14 protein-coding genes are annotated in these 16,892 nt (G+C 71.5%); 11 read left to right on the forward strand and 3 right to left on the reverse strand.

The features are described from left to right. Nucleotides 1–175 precede the first annotated feature (175 nt). From Q8A52_RS37945 to Q8A52_RS37975, 7 genes are all read left to right on the forward strand, one after another. Nucleotides 176–1,408 carry a prenyltransferase/squalene oxidase repeat-containing protein gene (locus Q8A52_RS37945; RefSeq protein WP_316760151.1) on the forward strand — a complete coding sequence of 411 codons (1,233 nt, stop codon included), beginning with the start codon at nucleotides 176–178 and terminating at the stop codon, nucleotides 1,406–1,408. Next, on the forward strand, nucleotides 1,405–2,046 hold the full coding sequence (locus Q8A52_RS37950) for an SCO2322 family protein (RefSeq protein WP_316760154.1): 642 nt from the start codon (nucleotides 1,405–1,407) through the stop codon (nucleotides 2,044–2,046). Before Q8A52_RS37945 ends, Q8A52_RS37950 begins: the two co-directional genes overlap by 4 nt. Beyond that, the gene (locus Q8A52_RS37955; RefSeq protein WP_316760157.1) at nucleotides 2,039–3,199 is read left to right on the forward strand and encodes an energy-coupling factor transporter transmembrane component T; all 1,161 of its coding nucleotides are present in this window, start codon (nucleotides 2,039–2,041) and stop codon (nucleotides 3,197–3,199) included. The genes Q8A52_RS37950 and Q8A52_RS37955 overlap by 8 nt, the downstream gene beginning before the upstream one ends. Then, a complete protein-coding gene (locus tag Q8A52_RS37960) occupies nucleotides 3,196–4,866 on the forward strand; it encodes an ABC transporter ATP-binding protein (RefSeq protein ID WP_316760159.1) in 1,671 nt (556 codons plus the stop codon). Before Q8A52_RS37955 ends, Q8A52_RS37960 begins: the two co-directional genes overlap by 4 nt. Then, nucleotides 4,863–5,681: an ECF transporter S component gene (locus Q8A52_RS37965; RefSeq protein ID WP_316760162.1), complete on the forward strand. Its 819-nt coding sequence runs from the start codon at nucleotides 4,863–4,865 to the stop codon at nucleotides 5,679–5,681. Before Q8A52_RS37960 ends, Q8A52_RS37965 begins: the two co-directional genes overlap by 4 nt. Before the next feature lie 353 nt (nucleotides 5,682–6,034). Further along, entirely contained in the window at nucleotides 6,035–6,451 is a 417-nt protein-coding gene (locus tag Q8A52_RS37970; RefSeq protein ID WP_316760163.1) for an aggregation-promoting factor C-terminal-like domain-containing protein, read from the forward strand. 202 nt (nucleotides 6,452–6,653) lie between these two features. After that, nucleotides 6,654–7,352: a YoaK family protein gene (locus Q8A52_RS37975; RefSeq protein ID WP_316760165.1), complete on the forward strand. Its 699-nt coding sequence runs from the start codon at nucleotides 6,654–6,656 to the stop codon at nucleotides 7,350–7,352. Nucleotides 7,353–7,452: 100 nt separating this feature from the next. On the opposite strand, the gene Q8A52_RS37980 is transcribed toward Q8A52_RS37975, so the two are convergent. Then, nucleotides 7,453–8,691 carry a cytochrome P450 gene (locus Q8A52_RS37980; protein ID WP_316760167.1) on the reverse strand — a complete coding sequence of 413 codons (1,239 nt, stop codon included), beginning with the start codon at nucleotides 8,689–8,691 and terminating at the stop codon, nucleotides 7,453–7,455. A gap of 268 nt (nucleotides 8,692–8,959) precedes the next feature. On the opposite strand from Q8A52_RS37980, the gene Q8A52_RS37985 reads away from it, so the two are divergent. Beyond that, nucleotides 8,960–10,129, forward strand: a complete 1,170-nt coding sequence (locus Q8A52_RS37985; RefSeq protein WP_316760170.1) for a steroid 3-ketoacyl-CoA thiolase — start codon at nucleotides 8,960–8,962, stop codon at nucleotides 10,127–10,129. On the opposite strand, the gene Q8A52_RS37990 is transcribed toward Q8A52_RS37985, so the two are convergent. Both Q8A52_RS37990 and Q8A52_RS37995 read right to left on the reverse strand, forming a co-directional pair. Beyond that, nucleotides 10,113–10,331, reverse strand: coding sequence for a DUF397 domain-containing protein (locus Q8A52_RS37990; protein WP_316760228.1), 219 nt, complete (start codon nucleotides 10,329–10,331; stop codon nucleotides 10,113–10,115). The genes Q8A52_RS37985 and Q8A52_RS37990 overlap by 17 nt on opposite strands. 91 nt (nucleotides 10,332–10,422) lie before the next feature. Continuing rightward, nucleotides 10,423–11,259, reverse strand: a complete 837-nt coding sequence (locus Q8A52_RS37995; RefSeq protein WP_316760173.1) for a helix-turn-helix domain-containing protein — start codon at nucleotides 11,257–11,259, stop codon at nucleotides 10,423–10,425. Nucleotides 11,260–11,351: 92 nt separating this feature from the next. Here Q8A52_RS37995 and Q8A52_RS38000 point away from each other — a divergent pair, with 92 nt between their 5' ends. From Q8A52_RS38000 to Q8A52_RS38010, 3 genes are read left to right on the forward strand one after another with little or no spacing between them, the layout of a single operon-like run. Then, on the forward strand, nucleotides 11,352–11,759 hold the full coding sequence (locus Q8A52_RS38000; protein ID WP_316760176.1) for an ATP-binding protein: 408 nt from the start codon (nucleotides 11,352–11,354) through the stop codon (nucleotides 11,757–11,759). Nucleotides 11,760–11,790: 31 nt separating this feature from the next. Beyond that, nucleotides 11,791–12,633 (forward strand): hypothetical protein, encoded by an 843-nt coding sequence (locus tag Q8A52_RS38005; protein WP_316760178.1) that lies wholly within the window; start codon nucleotides 11,791–11,793, stop codon nucleotides 12,631–12,633. Beyond that, a complete protein-coding gene (locus Q8A52_RS38010) occupies nucleotides 12,630–16,850 on the forward strand; it encodes a caspase family protein (RefSeq protein WP_316760181.1) in 4,221 nt (1,406 codons plus the stop codon). Before Q8A52_RS38005 ends, Q8A52_RS38010 begins: the two co-directional genes overlap by 4 nt. Nucleotides 16,851–16,892 lie beyond the last annotated feature (42 nt).

Raw genomic sequence — 16,892 nt, forward strand, 5'->3', positions numbered from 1 at the left:
TGACCCGCAACCGTAACCGCTTCTGGCGGCGAGCCGGACCGCCTCGCACGGGACGTTGATCGGCTCACGTGCGCCGGGATCCGCCCGCGCACGGCACCGTCGAGGTTTGCGGAGCCGAGCCGCCCGGGGTGTCCCGTGCTGCCCGGCTCCCCGCAGGGAGAGGCACCCGCCGACCATGAACGTACGCCGCAGTGCCGCGGTGCTGGGAGCCGTCGCCGTGATCGGCACGGCCACGCCCGCCACAGCCGCCGGCCCGTCCGCATCCGCGTCCCCGTCGGCGGCGCACCCGTCCGGCCTGTACGGCACCGCGGACCCGAAGTACGACGGCGTCTGGCGCCAGTCGCTGGCGATGATCGCCCAGCACACGGTGGGCGTGACGCCCTCCGGAAAGGCCGTGGACTGGCTGGCGGAGCAGCAGTGCTCCAACGGCGCCTTCGCCGCCTTCCGCGCCGACACCTCGAAGCCCTGCGAGGGCAACGTGGTGTTCGACACCAATGCCACGGCCGCCGCCGCACAGGCCCTGGTGGCGGTCGGCGATCACTACGGTCAGGCCCGCGCGGCGGTGGAATGGCTGAAGGGCCAGCAGAACGAGGACGGTGGCTGGAGTTACACCTCGGTCGGGCCCAGCGACACGAACTCCACCGGCGTCGTCATCGGCGCGCTCGCGGCGGTCGGCGACGACCCCGCCGTGCTGCGCTCGTCCGGGAAGACCCCGTACGACCTGCTGACCAAGTGGTCCATACCCTGCGACGAGGACGGCGGCGGCGCGCTCGCCTACCAGCCGGACAAGAAGGGCAAGCTGGTGGCCAACGCGGACGCGACGGCGGCCGGTGTGCTCGGCGCGCTCGGGAAGGGGTTCGTGACGAACGCGGGCAAAGCGCCGGAGGAGGGCTACGTCTGTGCCAACTCCGCCAAGAAGCCGACGCCGAAGGAGGTGGCTCGCAACGGCGCCGCGTACCTGTCGGACGCGACGCACGACAAGGGCCACCTGACGTCCGCGCTCCCCGGCGCCAAGGACCAGCCCGACTACGGCAACACCGCCGACGCGGTCGTCGCGCTCGCCGCGCAGGGCTGGACCAAGCAGGCGACGAAGCCGTACGCCTGGCTGGAGAAGAACGCCCTCCCGTGGGCGAAGCAGAGCGGCCCCGCCGCCTACGCCGAGCTGATCCTCGCCGCGCACGCCATGGGCGAGAACCCGCACAGCTTCGGCGGTACGGACCTCGTGCAGGCGCTCAACGCGACCGGGCCGGCACCGCAGCCGGTCAAGAAGCCCACCGGACACGAGGCCGCAAAGTCCGACAAGTCCGACTCGGACTACGGCGTCTGGTGGATCGTCGGCACCGGTCTGGTCGCGGGCATCGGCATCGGTTTCCTGATCAGCAGCCGCAGGAAGCAGCACCAGCCGTGACCGCCGTCCGCCGTGCCGTGCCGCTGCTGCTGGCCGCGCTCGTCCTCTGGGCGTCCGCGGGCCGGGCCGAGGCCGTCGGCTACCGCTACTGGTCCTTCTGGGAGCGCGACGGCCACCGCTGGACGTACGCCACCCAGGGCCCGTCGACGGCCCGCCCGGCCGACGGGGACGTCCAGGGCTTCCGCTTCGCGGTGAGCGAGGACTCGGCCGACGCCACCCGTCCGCGCGGCACGGCGGACTTCGACACCATCTGCGCCGGTACGCAGGCCGCCAAGGGAAAGAAGCGGGTGGCACTCGTCATCGACTTCGGCACGCCGACGGACGCCCCGTCCGACGAAACCCCGCCGACCCGCCGAACGGCCTGCGCCCGGGTGTCCCCCGACGCGACGACGGCCGAGGCCCTGGCAACGGTCGCCAAGCCCCTCCGCTACGACACCAACGCCCTGCTGTGCGCCATCTCGGGTTATCCGGGGAAGGGGTGCGGGGAGCAGGTGAGTGCCGAGAAGAAGACCCCCGCAGGGAAGGCGACGTCACCGGATCATCACGGCCCGTCGGTGGGACTGCCGGCCGGGGTGGGCGTGGTCGTGCTCCTGGGAGCCGCAGCGGTGTGGCAGGCGCGCCGCCGCAGGGATGCATAGCCGCCCCAGCCGCGGGCAGTGGGGCGGCACGGGTGGGCGCGGCGGCAGCACCCCGCCGGCGCGGGTGAGCGTCCCCACCCCCCGCCACCAGCGTCGCGGCACCCTGCACCCCGGCGCCTGGTGGCTCTGGTCGCTCGCCCTCGGCACCGCCGCCACCCGCACCACCAACCCCCTCCTCCTCGCTCTCCTCATTGGCGCGTCCGGCTACGTGGTCGCCGCCCACCGCACCGCGGCCCCCTGGTCCCGCTCCTACTCCGCCTTCGCCAAACTCGCCCTGGCCGTCCTCCTCATCCGGCTCGCCTTCGCGGTGCTCCTCGGCTCCCCCATTCCGGGCACCCACGTGCTCGTCACGCTCCCCGAAGTCCCGCTCCCCCACTGGGCGCAGGGCATCCGGCTCGGCGGCGAGGTCACGGCGGAGGCGCTCGTCTTCGCGCTGTACGACGGCCTGAAGCTGGCCACGCTGCTGATCTGCGTCGGCGCGGCGAACGCCCTCGCCAACCCGGCCCGCCTGCTGAAGTCCCTGCCCGGCGCGCTGTACGAGACGGGCGTGGCCGTGGTCGTCGCCCTCACCTTCGCCCCGAACCTCGTCGCCGACGTCCAGCGGCTGCGCGCCGCCCGCCGGCTGCGCGGCCGCCCGGACCGGGGCGTACGCGGTCTGCTGCAGGTCGGGCTCCCGGTGCTGGAGGGCGCGTTGGAGCGCTCGGTCGCCCTGGCCGCCGCGATGGACGCCCGCGGTTACGGCCGTACCGCCGACGTCCCCGCCCCGGTCCGCCGTACGACCACCGCGCTCACGCTGGGCGGTCTGCTCGGCGTCTGCGCGGGAACGTACGGACTCCTGACCGCCGAGGGCGGCACATACGGCCTGCCGGTCCTGCTCGCCGGAGTCGTCGCCGCCCTCGCGGGCCTGCGCCTCGGTGGCCGCCGCACCCTGCGCACCCGCTACCGCCCCGACCCTTGGGATCTGCGGGCCTGGCTGGTCGCCGGTTCCGGCGCCACGGTCGCCGCGCTGCTCGCCCTGGCGGCCGCGAGCGATCCTCAGGCCCTGCACCCGGGCGTCGTACCGCTCACCGCGCCCGCCCTCCCCCTGTGGCCGGCGGCCGCCGTGCTGCTCGCCCTGCTTCCCGCCTTCATCGTCCCCAAGGAGCCGTCGTGATCCGCTTCGAGGATGTCTCCGTGACCTACGAGGGGGCGGCCGAACCCGTCGTCCGGGGCGTGGACTTCGAGGTCCCCGAGGGTGAACTCGTGCTGCTCGTCGGCCCGTCCGGTGTCGGGAAGTCCACCGTGCTGGGCGCGGTCAGCGGGCTCGTCCCGCACTTCACCGGCGGCACCCTGCGCGGCCGTGTCACGGTCGCCGGCCGGGACACCCGTACGCACAAGCCGCGCGAACTCGCCGACGTGGTCGGCACGGTGGGCCAGGATCCGCTCGCGCACTTCGTGACGGACACGGTGGAGGACGAACTCGCCTACGGGATGGAGTCGTTGGGGCTCGCCCCGGAGGTCATGCGGCGCCGGGTCGAGGAGACCCTCGACCTGCTGGGCCTGGCCGGCCTGCGCGAGCGGCCCATCGCCACCCTCTCCGGCGGCCAGCGGCAGCGCGTCGCCATCGGCTCCGTGCTCACCCCGCACCCGAGGGTGCTGGTTCTCGACGAGCCGACCTCGGCGCTCGACCCGGCGGCCGCGGAGGAGGTGCTGGCCGTGCTCCAGCGTCTCGTCCACGACCTCGGTACGACCGTCCTGATGGCCGAGCACCGGCTGGAGCGGGTGATCCAGTACGCCGACCGGGTCGCCCTGCTGCCCGCCCCGGGCGCCCCCCTGGTCCTGGGCAGCCCGGCCGAGGTGATGGCCGTCTCCCCGGTGTGTCCGCCGGTGGTGGACCTGGGCCGGCTGGCCGGCTGGTCCCCGCTGCCGCTGACCGTGCGGGATGCGCGCCGACGGGCCGGGGAACTGCGGGAGCGGCTCAGCGGGCGGGAGGCGCCGCACACGGCACCTACGGTCGCGGCCGTGCCCGCGCCCCGTGTCCCCGCTCCCCGCCGGTTCCTGCGCCGGCGCACCCCGGAGAGCGCGTCCCCGCAGGTCGCCGAGGTCGGCTCGCTCGCCGTCCGGCGCGGCCGCGTCGACGCGCTGCGCCATGTGGACCTCGGCGTCGCCCCCGGCGAGACGGTCGCCCTCATGGGACGCAACGGTGCCGGGAAGTCCACGCTGCTGAGCGCGCTCGTCGGGCTCGTCGAACCGTCGGCCGGATCGGTCCGGGTGGGCGGCGCCGTCCCCCACCGCACCGCTCCCCCCGACCTGGTCCGCCGGGTCGGCCTGGTGCCGCAGGAGCCCCGCGATCTGCTGTACGCGGACACGGTCGCCGCCGAGTGCGCGGCCGCCGACCGGGACGCGCAGGCCGAGCCCGGTACCTGCCGCGCACTGGTCTCCGGTCTGCTGCCCGGCATCGCTGACGACACCCACCCGCGCGATCTCTCCGAGGGCCAGCGGCTCGCGCTCGCCCTGGCCGTCGTACTCACCGCCCGCCCTCCGCTGCTGCTCCTGGACGAGCCGACCCGCGGTCTGGACTATGCGGCGAAGGCGCGCCTGGTCACCGTGTTGCGCGGGCTCGCCGCCGAGGGCCACGCCATCGTGCTGGCCACGCACGACGTGGAGCTGGCGGCCGAGATCGCCCACCGGGTCGTCCTGCTCGCCGAGGGGGAGGTCATCGCCGACGGTCCCATGGCCGACATCGTCGTCTCGTCCCCGTCCTTCGCGCCCCAGGTCACCAAGATCCTGGCCCCGCAGCAGTGGCTCACGGCCGCCCAGGTACGGGAGGCACTGGCATGACCCCGCAGGCCCGGCCCATCCGCCTCGGCCCCCGCTCCACCACCGCCCTCGCCCTGGTCGGCGCGGTCGGGGTCGTCGCCTTCGCGTGGCCGTTCCTCGCTCCGCCCACCTCGCAGCTGAGCGCGCACGCCCAGGACGCGCCCTGGCTCTTCGCCGGTCTGCTGGTCCTGCTCGTCGCGGTCGTGGCCGCGGCGCTCTCCGAGTCGGGGCTCGGGGCGAAGGCCGTCGCCATGCTGGGGGTGCTGGCGGCGACCGGGGCGGCGCTGCGGCCGATCGGCGCGGGCACCGCCGGGATCGAGCCCATGTTCTTTCTGATGGTGCTCAGCGGACGGGTCCTGGGCCCGGGGTTCGGCTTCGTCCTGGGCTCGATCACGATGTTCGCCTCGGCACTGCTCACGGGCGGGGTGGGCCCCTGGATGCCGTTCCAGATGCTCGCCATGGGGTGGTTCACCATGGGTGCCGGGCTGCTCCCGGGGCCCGACCGTCTGCGCGGCCGCGGGGAGCTCGCGCTGCTCTCCCTCTACGGCTTTCTCGCCGCCTTCGCCTACGGCACGGTCATGAATCTCGCGGGCTGGCCCTTCATGGGCGCCCTCGCCTCGGGCATCGCCTTCGACCCGCACGCCGCGGTCCCCACGAACCTGGCCCGTTTCGTCGCGTACTGCCTGGCCACCTCCCTCGGCTGGGACCTGGGCCGGGCCGTGTGCACGGTCGTACTGACCCTGACGCTCGGCCCGGCGCTGCTGAGGGCACTGCGCCGGGCCACCCGCCGAGCCGCCTTCGAGACCGCGGTCACATTCGACCCGCCGACTCGGTGACCCCTGTGTGATGACGTGTGCGCGCACCGTCGGCGGAGCGGTGAAGCACCCCACATGACGCAGGTCACCTACGATGCTCGACCGTAGGACAAGTTGTCCGATATGTCCGACAGTACACCCCGACTGACCTGCACTTTGAGACCCACGCCACACAAGCGGCCATTCCGCCCGATGCGGCCACAACTAGTAAAAGGGGTCATTGCGGACGGGTGGTGGGCCTGCTTGTCTGGACGACGTCGCAAGGCGCCACGAACCCCCCGGGGGTCGCGGCGCCGACGTACGGCCCGGACCGCGCACCACCCGTGACGGTGACGGCCTACGGCGGCTCCTTGTCCCCGACGAAGAGGTTTTCTGTGTCCGTCTCCTTCATCCGCCGCATCGCTTCCCCGAAGAAGGCCCTCACCGCCGCCGCTCTGGCCGCCGCCACGACCGGCATGGTGCTGACCTCGGCTCCCGCCCAGGCCGCCACCACCGCCTCGCCCTCTTCCGCCCAGGCGATCGCGCACAAGATGATCCCGGACGCCGCGCAGTACAACGCGTTCAGCAAGATCGTCGAGCACGAGAGCGGCTGGAACGTCTCCGCGACCAACGCCTCCTCCGGCGCCTACGGCCTGGTCCAGGCCCTGCCCGGCTCGAAGATGGCCTCCGCCGGCGCCGACTGGAAGACCAACCCGGCCACCCAGATCAAGTGGGGCCTGGACTACATGAACTCCCGCTACGGCAGCCCGGTCGACGCCTGGAACTTCTGGCAGGCCAACAACTGGTACTGAGCCACTGGGCCGTACCGCGCCGCCGCGCCGAACCACCGCGCGACCTCCGGCAGCGCCGCGACGTACGACCCCACGTGGTCGACGTCCCCCGAATTCAGCACCGACACCCTCGCCCCTTGCCCGGCGAGGGTGTCGGCGTATGTGCGGGTCAATGAAGTGGTGGACTTGGCACACCCCCGCCCGTCCGGCTGCCGGAGGACCCATGACGACCGAGCCTCCGGCACCCTCGCCCGACGCATCCGACCCCGAGGCACGCGGAATGCGCCTCAGGGCCGTGCTCCTGGTGCTGACGGCGGTGAGCGGTCTGATCGACGCGGTGAGTTTCCTCAGCCTCGGACAGGTCTTCACGGCCAACATGACGGGCAACGTGGTGATCCTGGGCTTCGCGGCGGCCGGAGCGCCGGGCTTCTCGGTGGCGCACACGGTGACCTCGCTGATGGCCTTCCTGGCGGGCGCGACGGCGGGCGGCCGGATCGCGGCACGGTTCAGAGGCGGGTCGCGACGGACCTGGACACGGGTGGCCCTCGCCATGGAGGCGGTGCTGGTGGGCTCGGCGGCCGTGGTGGCCTTCGCCCGGCCGGGCACCACCGGCACGGCGTACACGATCATCGCGCTCAGCGCCTTCGCGATCGGCCTGCGCAACGCCACCGTCCGCAAGCTGAGCGTGCCGGACCTGACGACAACGGTCCTGACCATGACCCTCACCGGCCTGGTCGCCGAGTCCCCGCTCGGCAGCAACACGGAGCGCCGAGCCCGGCGCCGCATCTGCGCCGTCCTCTCCTTGACAGCGGGCGGCGCCCTCGGCGCCTGGCTGGTGCTCCACCAGAGCCTGGGCATCCCCCTGCTGCTGGCCGCCCTGACATCGGGGGTCCTGGCGGTGATGGCTTCCGGAAGGGAGTGATCGCGGGGGAGGCAGGGGCCGGGGCGTAGGGAAAAGGGTGCACCTGCCTCCCTCGGGACGGGCCGGCGGCGCCGGGAGCCGTCGGCCCGAGTTCAACGGGTCAGTCCGTGGTCACCTGGAGTTCCTTGACGCCGTTGATCCACGCGGAGCGCAGGCGGCGAGGGTCTCCGGCCAGACGGAGACCCGGCATCGCGTCGGCTATCGCGTTGAAGATCAGGTCGATTTCCAGGACGGCCAGGGACTTGCCCAGGCAGTAGTGCGGGCCACCTCCGCCGAAGCCGAGGTGGGGGTTGGGGTCGCGGGTGATGTCGAAGGTGTCGGGGTCGTCGAAGACCTCGGGATCGTGGTTGGCGGAGGCGTAGAAGAGGCCGACGCGGTCGCCCTTGCGGATCGTCCTGCCGCCCAGCTCCGTGTCCTGAGTGGCCGTGCGCTGGAAGGAGTTGACCGGGGTGCCCCAGCGGACGATCTCCTCGGCGGTGGTCGACGGGCGCTCGCGCTTGTAGAGCTCCCACTGCTCGGGGTGGGTGAGGAAGGCGTGCATGCCGTGGGTGGTGGCGTTGCGGGTGGTCTCGTTGCCCGCGACCGCCAGCATCAGCACGAAAAAGCCGAACTCGTCCGAGTTGAGGTTGCCCTCGTCCTCGGCCGCCACCAGCGTCGAGACGATGTCGTGGGCCGGGCACTGCTTGCGCTCGGCGGCCATGTTCATCGCGTAGGCGATGATCTCGGTGGCCGACTCGGCGCCGACCTCCTCGGTGATCGCGTACTCGGGATCGTCGTACGAGATCATCTTGTTGGACCAGTCGAAGATCTTGGCCCGGTCCTCCTGCGGCACGCCGATCAGCTCGGCGATGGCCTGGAGCGGCAGTTCGCAGGCGACCTGGGTGACGAAGTCGAAGGGCCCGGACTGGGCGAGGGCGCCCTGGACTATCGCACGGGCGCGGGCGCGCAGGCGCTCCTCCAGGGCCCGGATGGCCCGTGGTGTGAAGCCTCGCTGCACTATCTGGCGGACCCGGGTGTGCTCCGGCGGGTCCATGTTGAGCAGGATCAGCCGCTGCGCGTCGATCGCGTCGCGCTCGATGTGCTCGCCGAAGCGGATGATCGCGGTGTTCAGGTAGGAGGAGAAGATCTCCGGGTGCGTGGAGACGAACTTGACGTCCGCGTGCCGGGTCACGGCCCAGTAGCCGTCGTCCGCGAACCCGGCCAGGCCGTGCGGCTGCGGGATCCAGCGGACCGGTTCCGCCCGGCGCAGCTCGGCGAACTCCGGGAAGGGGACGCGGTGGTGCAGCAGGTCGGGGTCCGTGAAGTCGAACCCGTCGGGCAGCGCGGGGCAGGAGGGCATCGGCGACTCCCGTCATTCTGACGGTCCATCAGGAATTGAGGGTTGCCGCGAAGGTAGTAACGGGTTCTACAAGTCGCAAGACATCCGGCACACCCAATTGCGTGCAGGAGTCGTGCAGATCGCAACTTCAAAGGGTGCACAACCCTTGCGGCAATGGACGCTCTGTCAGCAGACTTCAAGCAGAACTAGAACGCGTACTAGTTCTGCGTGGCGGGCCGGGCCGGGACGCCCCTGCGCCGCGCGGGTTGACCGAGGAAGGACCTCCCCCATGGCCGCGGAACCCGTGATCGTCGAAGCCGTACGCACCCCCATCGGCAAGCGCGGCGGCGCGCTCGCCAACCTCCATCCCGCCTATCTGCTGGGCGAGACCTACCGTGAACTCCTCGGCCGCACCGGCATCCCCGCCGACTGCGTCGAGCAGATCGTCGGCGGCACGGTGACCCATGCCGGCGAGCAGTCCATGAACCCCGCCCGTACGGCCTGGCTGACCATGGGGCTGCCGTACGAGACCGCCGCGACGACCGTCGACTGCCAGTGCGGGTCCTCGCAGCAGGCCTCGCACATGACCGCCAACATGATCGCCGCCGGGGTCATCGACGTAGGGATCAGCTGCGGTGTCGAGGCGATGTCGCGCGTGCCGCTGGGGTCCGGCTCCAAGCACGGGCCGGGCAAGCCGTTCCCCGACGAGTGGAACGTCGACCTCCCCAACCAGTTCGAGGCGGCCGAGCGGATCGCCCGGCACCGGGGGCTCACCCGCGAGAACGTCGACTCCCTCGGGCTCCTCTCACAGGAGCGGGCGGCCGTCGCCTGGTCCGAGGAGCGCTTCAAGAAGGAGACGTTCGCCGTCCAGGTGCCCACCACGGAAGAGGAGCAGCACGCCGGACAGGGCATGTGGCGGCTCGTCGACAAGGACGAGGGGCTGCGGGACACGTCGATGGAGGCGCTGGCCGGGCTGAAGCCGGTCATGCCGACGGCGGTGCACACGGCGGGCAACTCCTCCCAGATCTCCGACGGTTCGGCGGCCATCATGTGGGCGTCCAAGCGGATGGCGCGGGCGCTGAAGCTTCGGCCGAGGGCGCGGATCGTCGCCCAGGCCCTGGTGGGCGCCAACCCGCACTTCCACCTGGACGGACCGATCGACGCGACGAAGGCCGTGCTCGGCAAGGCGGGTATGTCCCTGAAGGACATCGACCTCGTCGAGATCAACGAGGCCTTCGCGTCCGTGGTGTTGAGCTGGGCTCAGGTCTTCGAGCAGGACCTGACGAAGGTCAACGTCAACGGCGGCGCGATCGCCCTCGGGCACCCGGTCGGGGCGACCGGGGCCCGGCTGATCACGACGGCCCTGCACGAACTGGAACGCACGGACAAGGAGTTCGCGCTCATCACGATGTGCGCGGGCGGCGGCTTGGCCACCGGGACGATCATTCAGCGCCTGTAGAGGTCCAGTTCAGGAATGCCGTGAAGGTGGCGGGTGCGAGGGTGAGCACCGGGCCGGTGGGGTTCTTGGAGTCGCGTACGGCCACGGTGGCGCACGGGGCTTCGGCGATCTCTACGCATTCGCCACCTTGGTCGCCGCTGTACGACGACTTGCTCCACTCCAGGGCACCACTGGGAGCACATTGGACGCAGTCGCCGCCCATGTCGCCGCTGTAACTGGATGTACGCCACTCAAGCCCGCCGAGAGGGGCGCACTCCACGCAATCGCCGCCCTGATCGCTGCTGTAGGTGGACTTACGCCACCGAATCGCGTTGCTCTCCATAGCGGTCCTCCATCACGCGCCGGATCAACTCCGCCGAGTCCCTGAGGGACAGAGCGGTGGCTTGGAGATGATCGTATCGGAGCGAGCAGTCCTTGACGGTGTCCGGATTGGCGGTGGGATGCCCACTGCCGTAACCCTCCGTATAGACGATGGTCGGGTCAGTCGCGAAGCGGTAGACGTTGAACGAGCCTGTAAGTCCCGCGTGCGCCCCGGCTGAGAACGGCAGGATCTGGACGTTGATCCGAGGGTTACCCTCGAAGGACAACAGGTGCGCCAGTTGGCCGCGCATGGTTTCGGTGCCGCCGATCTCCTGGTACAGGGCTGCCTCGCTGAGGACCATCCAGAAGACGGGCGGCTCCTCCTTCTCGAAGATGCGCTGACGTGCCAGTCGTACCGCGGTGCGGTCGTCGAGGTTGGCCCCGTCGATCGTGCCGAGCGTGGCCCGCACATACGCCTCGGCCTGCAGCAGCCTATGGACCATGCCCATCTGAAAGGTACAGATCTCGGTGGCCCGCGACTCCAACTCCGCCACCTGCTGAAACCACGCCGGAAGTTGGCTCCGCATCACCAGCGTGACGAGTCGCGACAGCAGCCCGCCCGTCTCCAGCGCCACATCCGCCCGCTCGCCGAACTCCGGCGTGGGCAGCTTCCGGGCCGTCTCGATCTGGCCGACAAGCGACCCCGTGTAGTTGATGACGTCGCCGAGCTGCTTCTGCGTCAGCCCCGCGGCCTCCCGGTGCCGGCGCAGCTCGAAGCCGTAGTAGTCGAGCGGCGAGGCGCCCGGATCGAGAACGTTGATGTGGGTCACGTACGGTCCCCTCCCGCGCAACTCGGCCCACAGCGGGACCGGTTGTATCCGTTCCGTAGCCCAGAGTAGTCGCGCGAGGTCAGTCTCGTACCGTGAACTACCACATCCCCCACTACCGCATGAGTCTCACCGTCGGCGAGCACTCCGTGCGGCACATCCGCAGCATCGTCCGGTCGCTGGTGGTCGACTGGGAGCTGGCCGATCTGGCGGACACCCTGGAACTCGGCGTGAGCGAGCTGGTCACCAACGTCGTACGGCATGTCCCGGACCGCCGCTGCTCACTGCTGGTGGCGCGGCTGACGGCGGGAGTCCGGGTGGAGGTGACGGACGGCTCCGCGGAACTGCCCCGCCGTACCGCGGAGTTGCTCTCGGACGCGGAGTCCGGGCGCGGGCTCGCGCTGCTGGACGCCATGGTCGACAAGTGGGGCGTGTCGCCCGCGCCGGGTGGCGGCAAGACCGTCTGGTTCGAGTGTGCTCCGGAGCCGGTCCCACTAAGGTGAAGGGGACTTGCGAGGCTCGGGGGACGAGGCGATGGCACGGATTGTCGGTGTGCACGGCGTGGGCAAGCAGCGCCTCGGGAGCAACTCCCTGCTGAAGGACTGGGAGCCCGCTCTGGCCGACGGCCTGGAGCGTGCCGGGGGCCCGCAGCCCGCCCAGGGTGACCTCCGGATGGCCTTCTACGGCGACCTGTTCCGGCCCCCGGGTCACACCCTGGCCGTGGGCGACCCGATCTACACGGCCGAGGACGTCGAGGACGGCGTAGAGGCCGAGCTGCTGCTGGAGTGGTGGGCGGCCTGCGCCCGGACCGATCCGGGAGTACCGCCGCCGGGCGCGGACACGCTGGCGCGCTCGCCGCGTGCCGTGCAGACCGCCCTGCGGGTGCTGCAGCGCTCGCGCTTCTTCGCCGACGTCTCCCTGCGGGCCCTGGTCTTCGACCTGAAGCAGGTGCGCCGCTATCTGCTCGACGAGGGCCTGCGGGAGGCGGCACGCGGCCGGGTCGAGGAGGCGATCGGCCCGGACACGCGGGTCGTGGTGGCGCACTCGCTGGGGTCGGTGGTCGCGTACGAGGCGCTGTGCGCGCGTACGGACCACCGGGTGCGGGCGCTGGTGACCATCGGGTCGCCGCTGGGCATGCGGATGATCTACGAGCGGCTGCTGCCCGAGCCGGGCGGCTGGCCGGGCGACGCGTCCACGCTGCGCTGGACGAACGTCGTCGACGAGGGCGACGTGGTGGCCGCGGTGCGGGACCTGTCGCTGTTCTTCGGGACCGGGGTGCGCGGGAAGGCCGTCCACAACGGCTCGCACGCGCATGACGCGACGCTCTATCTCACCGCGCGGGAGACGGGCGAGGCGGTGGCGGAGGGGCTGGCATGAGCGACGACGGGACCCGGGGACCGCGGCGCTTCCTGATCGCCACCGCCGTCGGCCACTATCCCAAGGCACCGCCGGAGCTCGAATGGGATCGCCCGGGTCTGGCCGAGGCCCGCCGCCAGGTGGTGGACCTGTTCACCCGCGAACTCGCCTACCGGCACGTCTCCGAACTCGGCCTCAACCCGACCAAGGACCAGCTGCTCCAGGAACTACGGGACTTCTGCCGCGCTGCGGACCGCCGCCCGGACGACATCGTGGCCGTGTACCTCGCCGGGCACGGCGAGGTCCTGGACAACGGCGAATACGTCCTGCTGACCTCGGACACCGATCCCGACGACCTCTACGACGCGTTGCTGCCGAGCACGCTGGCCCGCAAGATCCTCGCCGGGACGAAGGTACGACGGCTGCTGCTGATGCTGGACACGTGCTTCTCGGGCCAGGGCGGCAACGAACTCGTCTCCGCCATGGCCAAGTTGAAGAACGACTGGCGGGAGGAGGAGGCGGGCCTTGCGGTCGTGACGTCGGCGCAGCCGCGGGAGCTGGCGCAGACGGGAGCCTTCCCGGAGTTGTTCGGGGAGGCGGTGACCAGTCTGGCCACCGCCGGGTACAGCCCGGATCAGCTGGCCCTGGACGCGGTGGTCAACGCCACCCGCACCAACCCCAAACGCCCCGACTTCCAGCACATCGGCCTGGAGATCATCGGGCTGACCGGGGAGATCCCGCACTTCCTCCCCAACGCCAAGCACACCCCGCGCCTGTCCCACACCGACCTGGCGCTGCAACAGGCCGCCGAGTGGGACGAGCAGGACGGCCGGCGCGACGTGGAGTTCCGGACGCGGCTGCTGCGCAGGGCGATGGGACATTCGGACGAGGGCCGGGTGGGCTGGTGGTTCTCCGGTCGCCATCGGGCGCTGGAGGACATCACGGCCTGGCTCGGCGAACTGCCGGACGAACGGCCCGCGTCGGTCGTCACGGGCGGCCCCGGCTCCGGGAAGACGGCGATCCTGGGGCTGCTGGCGGCGGTGAGCGACCCGGAGTACCGGCGTACGGTGCCGCTGGCCTCGCTGGGTCTGGCGGGCCGCCAACTTCCCCGCGAGCGGGCGGTCCGTACCGCGGTCTACGCCCAGAACCTCACCGACCAGCAGGTGGTGCGGGCGCTGGCCGCCGCCCTGCGCCTGCCGCCGGTGGAGTCGGTGGCCGACCTCCTGAACCACCTCAACGCGGCCCCGGAGCCGAGCCGTCCGCAGGTGATCCTGATCGACGGCCTGGACGAGGCGGTGACACCGGAGACGCTGTGCGGTCAGGTGCTGCGCCCGCTGGCGGAACTGGCGGGACGGCAGGTCAGGCTGCTGCTCGGCACGCGGCCGCATCTGCTCCCGTCGCTGGGCCTGCGCCGTGAGGACCACATCGACCTGGACGCGCCGCGCTACGCCGACCCGCAGGCGGTGCTGGCCTACACGGTCCGCAACCTGCTGGACGCGCACCTCGACTCCCCGTACGTCGACTGCGACAACGACCGTCTCCGTGCCGTGGCCCGCGCGGTCGCCGCGGCGGCGGGCCACTCGTTCCTGGTCGCCCGCATCACGGCGGGCACGCTGGCCGCGTCACGGACGCTGCCGGATCCCCAGGACGCCTCCTGGCGCCGTTCGCTGCCGCGGGCGGCGGCGGACGCGATGCACAGCGACCTGCACCAGCGCTTCGGCGCCGACCGCGCCGGGACGGTCCTGGACCTGCTGCGCCCACTGGCGTACGCGGAGGGCCAGGGCCTGCCGTGGGAGGACATCTGGGCCCCGATCGCGTCGGAACTGTCCGGCACGGCCCGGTACACGAACCAGGACATCCACCGCTTGCGGCGGGACGCGGGCGCATACGTGGTGGAGGCCGTGGAGGACGGGCGGTCCGTGTACCGGCTGTACCACGAGGCGATGGCGGAGTATCTGCGGCAGGGGCAGGACGCGGCGGCGGCGCACGGGGCGTTCACGCGGGCGCTGCGGCGGGCGGTGCCGTACGGCCTGGACGGTTCGCGGGACTGGGGGCGGGCGCATCCGTACGCGTTGCGCCACTTGGCGACGCACGCGGTGGCTGCGGGTCTGCTGGACACCGTGCTCGCCGACCCGGACTACCTGGCACACGCGGACTCCGACCTGCTCGCTCCGCACCTGCTGAGGGCGGAGAGCGATACGGCGCGTCTGCACGCGGCGATCTATCTGGCGTCCATCGATGTGCATCGTGGGCTGGATGCGGAGGGACGGCGGCAGATCCTGGCGGTGAATGCGGCGCGGTTCAACGATCCGACGGCCGTCGCCGCATTCAACGGACGGTTGGCAGACGCTGCTTGGGCGCCGGTCGGTGCTTCTGGTTCACAGGTGTCGGGAAGCGCGCGGCACGTCTGCGTGGGCCACGGCCGCACGGTCGACGCGGTGGGCTGTGCCGAACTGAACGGCCGCCCCATCGCCGTGTCCGGCGGCTGGGACAACACGGTACGGATCTGGGACCTGACCACCGGCCGGGCTGTCGGAGAACCGCTCACCGGTCACAACGGCAAGGTGCGTGCGCTGGGATGCACCGAACTGGAGGGCCGTCCGGTCGCCGTCACCGCCTCGGACGATCGGACGGTGCGCATCTGGGACCTGGCCGCCGGACGGCCCGTCGGAGAACCACTCACCGGCCACAGGGACTCCGTGAAGCACCTGAGCTGCGCGGAGCTGGAGGGCCGCCCGATCGCCGTCACCGGCTCGGACGACGGCACCGTGCGCGTCTGGGACCTCACCAGCGGCCGCCCCGTCGGTGCCCCCATCCCAGCGGCTGACGCGGTCAGCACGTTGACCTGCGGCGTACTTCACGGCCGCCCCGTCGCCGTCGTGGCTTCCGCCCCCGGCCGCCTGCGGGTGTGGGACCTGGTGTCCCGGAAGGATCTGGGAGCGCTGCCCGACGAGCGGTACATCTGGCCCGTGTCGCTGGCGTGCACGACATTGGGGGACCGCCCCGTCGTCGTCGGTGGCACACACGAGGGGAAGCTCCACATCTGGGATCTGGAGACGCACCGGCACCTGGCGGAATGGCAGGGGCAGAACGACTGGACTCCGTCACTCGTGTGCACCGTGCTGGACGGTCGGACGGTCGCGATCGCCGCCGCGGGCAGTTCCGGTGTGCAGATCTGGGATCTGAGCACCCACCAGCAGGTCGAACCGTCGCTGCGTGGTCACACCTATCAGGTGCAGTCGGTGGCGTTGAGCACGACCACGTCAGGAGAGCCCGTCGCCGTCACCGGATCGATCGACGGCACCGTGCGGGTCTGGGACTTGTCGCCTCGTCAAGTGGTCGGCAGCCCCGTCGACGGTCACACCAACAGGATCGGCTCCATGGACCTCACCACGAGGGACGACCGGCCGGTCCTGCTGACCGGTTCCATGGACAGCACCGTACGAGCGTGGGACCTCGCCACATGTCTTCCCCTGCGCGGGATCGTGCGGGGTGGGTCGGTGTCCTGCTCGGTACTCGACGGACACCCGGTCGCCGTCACCAGTGACCTCGGCGACCTCATGGTCTGGGACATCGGGGGCGACCTGATCACGAGTCGCCGCGTCCCGTTCAACGAGCCCCTCCAAGGGCACGCTTGCACCGTTCTCGACGGCCGCCCGGTCGCGGTCGGCGTCTCCTCCGACAGCCAGGTGTGGATGTTCGACTGCGCGGCGGGCGAGTTCGAGATCCTGTTCACGCTCGACAGGCCCGACAACGTCGTCCGGCCGATCGTCACCTTCACGGTGCTGGACGGCCGCCAGGTCGCCGTGATCGGCTCGATAGACGAAACCCTGTGGATCTGGGATCTCGCTGCCCGCCACCCCATCGCCGACCTGCGCGTGCCCGGCTACCGGGGCGGCCCTCTCGTGTGCACGACGCTGGACGAACGACCCGTGGCGGTGACCGCCGCCAAAGGCAATGCGGTACAGGTGCTGGACCTGGCCACCCGCCGGGCGGTCGCACGACCGATGACCGGCCACACCGATTACGTGACTGCCCTGGCCTGCGCCGAGTTGGACGGCCGCGCAGTCGCAGCCAGTGGATCCCGGGACGGGATGGTGCGGATCTGGGACCTCCAGAGCGGCAGTGCGTCGGCCGTCATCCGCATACCGGGCCGCTGCCAGGCCCTCGCCCTCCATGAATCCGGTTACCTCGCCTGCGCCTTCGGCAACGACGTGGCCGTCTTCGCGCGGCGCTAGACCCTAGGTGTATTGATCACGAGCGTTGTCAACGCTCGTGAT

The organism is Streptomyces herbicida (genome assembly GCF_032656585.1).
Taxonomy (GTDB): Bacteria; Actinomycetota; Actinomycetes; order Streptomycetales; family Streptomycetaceae; genus Streptomyces; species Streptomyces herbicida.

Coding starts and splice junctions, on each gene's coding strand:
- Q8A52_RS37945 (WP_316760151.1), top strand. CDS start 176: ATGAACGTACGCCGCAGTGCCGCGGTGCTGGGAGCCGTCGCCGTGATC.
- Q8A52_RS37955 (WP_316760157.1), top strand. CDS start 2,039: ATGCATAGCCGCCCCAGCCGCGGGCAGTGGGGCGGCACGGGTGGGCGC.
- Q8A52_RS37965 (WP_316760162.1), top strand. CDS start 4,863: ATGACCCCGCAGGCCCGGCCCATCCGCCTCGGCCCCCGCTCCACCACC.
- Q8A52_RS37975 (WP_316760165.1), top strand. CDS start 6,654: ATGACGACCGAGCCTCCGGCACCCTCGCCCGACGCATCCGACCCCGAG.
- Q8A52_RS37980 (WP_316760167.1), bottom strand. CDS start 8,691: ATGCCCTCCTGCCCCGCGCTGCCCGACGGGTTCGACTTCACGGACCCC.
- Q8A52_RS37985 (WP_316760170.1), top strand. CDS start 8,960: ATGGCCGCGGAACCCGTGATCGTCGAAGCCGTACGCACCCCCATCGGC.
- Q8A52_RS37990 (WP_316760228.1), bottom strand. CDS start 10,331: ATGGGCGGCGACTGCGTCCAATGTGCTCCCAGTGGTGCCCTGGAGTGG.
- Q8A52_RS38005 (WP_316760178.1), top strand. CDS start 11,791: ATGGCACGGATTGTCGGTGTGCACGGCGTGGGCAAGCAGCGCCTCGGG.
- Q8A52_RS38010 (WP_316760181.1), top strand. CDS start 12,630: ATGAGCGACGACGGGACCCGGGGACCGCGGCGCTTCCTGATCGCCACC.